The sequence below is a fragment of the Terrabacter sp. P5_B1 genome (assembly GCF_056400505.1).
This window is the reverse complement of sequence record NZ_JBFULD010000469.1, coordinates 1-2,311: the sequence shown is the minus strand read 5'-3', so window position 1 is coordinate 2,311 and position 2,311 is coordinate 1. Positions and strand designations below refer to the sequence as shown.

At 73.3% G+C, this 2,311-nt stretch carries 3 protein-coding genes and 1 pseudogene; 2 read left to right on the top strand and 2 right to left on the bottom strand.

What is annotated here, in order from left to right; genetic code table 11:
* Positions 1–508 (bottom strand): DAK2 domain-containing protein (locus AC1DP0_RS20975; RefSeq protein WP_478088342.1); only part of this gene is annotated, 508 nt, incomplete at its 3' end.
* 135 nt (positions 509–643) lie between these two features.
* On the opposite strand from AC1DP0_RS20975, the gene AC1DP0_RS20970 reads away from it, so the two are divergent.
* Both AC1DP0_RS20970 and rpmB read left to right on the top strand, forming a co-directional pair.
* Positions 644–1,429 carry a fructosamine kinase family protein gene (locus AC1DP0_RS20970; protein WP_478088340.1) on the top strand — a complete coding sequence of 262 codons (786 nt, stop codon included), beginning with the start codon at positions 644–646 and terminating at the stop codon, positions 1,427–1,429.
* A gap of 168 nt (positions 1,430–1,597) precedes the next feature.
* Complete coding sequence (rpmB, locus tag AC1DP0_RS20965; protein WP_020142801.1) at positions 1,598–1,786, top strand: 50S ribosomal protein L28; 189 nt, start codon at positions 1,598–1,600, stop codon at positions 1,784–1,786.
* 145 nt (positions 1,787–1,931) lie between these two features.
* On the opposite strand, the pseudogene AC1DP0_RS20960 reads toward rpmB, so the two are convergent.
* A pseudogene (locus AC1DP0_RS20960) lies at positions 1,932–2,311 on the bottom strand (thiamine-phosphate kinase); the annotation flags it as partial.

Genomic DNA, 2,311 nt, shown 5'->3' with positions numbered 1-2,311 from the left:
GGGCGACCTCGTGCACGCTCACGGCGACGTGCTGGGCAGCGTGCTCGGCGGCCTCCGCCATCGCGCTGGCGACGGTGAGGATGGTCCCCTCCTTGGGGTCCGTCACGGCCTGGCGCGCACGCTCCTCGGCGTGGCGCAGTCCCGCGGCCAGGATGGGGCCGTCGATCGGGGCGGCACCCGCACAGCCCTCGGCGAGGCCGCGGGCCAGCTGACTGAGGATGACCCCGGAGTTGCCCCGAGCGGTCCACAGCAGGTGCTTGGCGAAGACCGACAGCAGCTCGTCGGCGGTGGTGACGTCGGCGGTGGCCAGGGTGCGCTCGACCGCCCCGTCGAAGGTGAGGTAGAGGTTCGTGCCCGTGTCGCCGTCGGGCACGGGAAAGACGTTCATGGCGTCGATCTCGACCCGTCGGGCGGCGAACAGCGAACGGGTCAGGACCGCCCAGCGGCGGACGGCGACGAGATCGAGCGAGGTGAGGGGCCCGTCGGGCGGCGGCGTGGCGCCGGACATCGGACCTCCTGCTCGTCGTCGTGCGTGACCTGGCGTCTGGACATCGGACGGGTAGCGGGCTCGCCGATCTCGGCAGGCTAGCGCCTCGCTCGGACGGTCGCATGCACCGCTCCGGCCCGAACGGAGGCGGCTAGCGTGGTCACCGTGTCGAGCCCCTCTCCCGCCCACCACCGCAAGTCGTGGTCCGACGCCCCCTCCGGCTTCTTCGAGGCCGAGGCTGCCGGCCTGCGCTGGCTCGCGCAGGCGCAGCCCGACGGCGGCGCACGCGTCGTCGAGGTCTGCGACGTCGGCCCCGACCACATCGAGCTGACGCGCCTTCGAGCGGTGCGCCCCACCCCCGCGGCCGCGGAGGCACTCGGGCGGGGCCTCGCCGTCACCCACGACGCGGGCGCCCCGGCCTTCGGGTCCCCACCGTCCGGCTGGACGGGGGACGCCTGGATCGGACGGCAGCCGCAGACCAACGACCCCGCCGCACGCTGGGGCCAGTTCTACGCGGAGCAGCGGGTGCGCCCGTTCGTGCGTCGGGCGCTCGACCGGGGCCACCTCGACGGCTCGGGGGCCCGCACCGTCGATCGGGTCTGCGACCGTCTGACGGCCGGCGACTTCGACGACGACCGGCCACCTGCGCGTATCCACGGCGACCTGTGGTCGGGCAACGTCGTCTTCACCTCCGACGGCGCGGTCCTCATCGACCCGGCCGCCCACGGCGGGCACGGACTCACCGACCTCGCGATGCTGGCCCTCTTCGGTTGCCCGGGCCTCGACCGCGTCGCAGCCGCCTACGAGGTGGCTGCCGGGCTCGACAGCGGCTGGCGTGATCTCGTCGCGCTGCACCAGCTGCACCCTCTCGCCGTGCACGCGTCGTCGCACGGTCCCGCGTATGCCGCCCCGCTCGTCGAGGCCGCTCGCGCCTTCGCGTGAGGTGCGGTGCGCCCGCCTGCGGCGCCGTTTTGTCGACCGAGCGACTCGTCGGCTACTCTTTACCGGTTCCCCCCGTGCACTTCGGGGTGACGCGCGCCCTCGTGTGCGTCGACCCGTTCCGGTGGTGGAGCTCAGCATTTCGTCAACATCGAACTTCAGGAGATACCCGTGGCTGCCAACTGCGACGTCTGCGGCAAGGGACCGAGCTTCGGTCACAACATCTCGCACTCGCACCGCCGCACCAAGCGCCGCTGGAACCCCAACATCCAGCGCGTTCGGACGCTGGTGGACGGTGTGACGCCGAAGCGACTCAACGTCTGCACCTCCTGCCTCAAGGCGGGCAAGGTCGTTCGCTGAACGTCCCTCACCAACGCTGAAAGGCCGGTCCCCGCAACGGGGCCGGCCTTTTTCGCGCGCCTGCGCGACCGCGACCGCGACCGGGCGAGACGACACGGTTCGCGGGCGAGCCGACGCAACGGCATACCTCCACCCCGTCGAATGGTCAGGCCCCGCGGAAGTGGTCCCACCCGGTGTGGCTGACGTGGCGGCCGCCCACGAGGATCCCGGCAGGCTCGTCCTCCCCAGGGGCCCGAACCGACCCGACCGCCCGCCATCCGTCCGGCAGCGCGCCCGCCGGGAAGGTCGCGAGCAGCGAGTGCTCCTCGCCACCGGCGAGCACGCACTCGAGCGCCGCCTCGGGGCCGACCGCCTCGGTGAGGGCTTCCACGTCGTTCGAGAGCGCCCGCATGTCGACGTCGATGACGACGTGGCTCGCGCGGGCGAGGCGCCCACCGTCGCGCAGCAGCCCGTCGCTGATGTCGAGCATGGCCGTCGCACCGGCGGCGGCCGCCTCGGGTCCGGCCGCGAGCGGCGGTGCGGGAC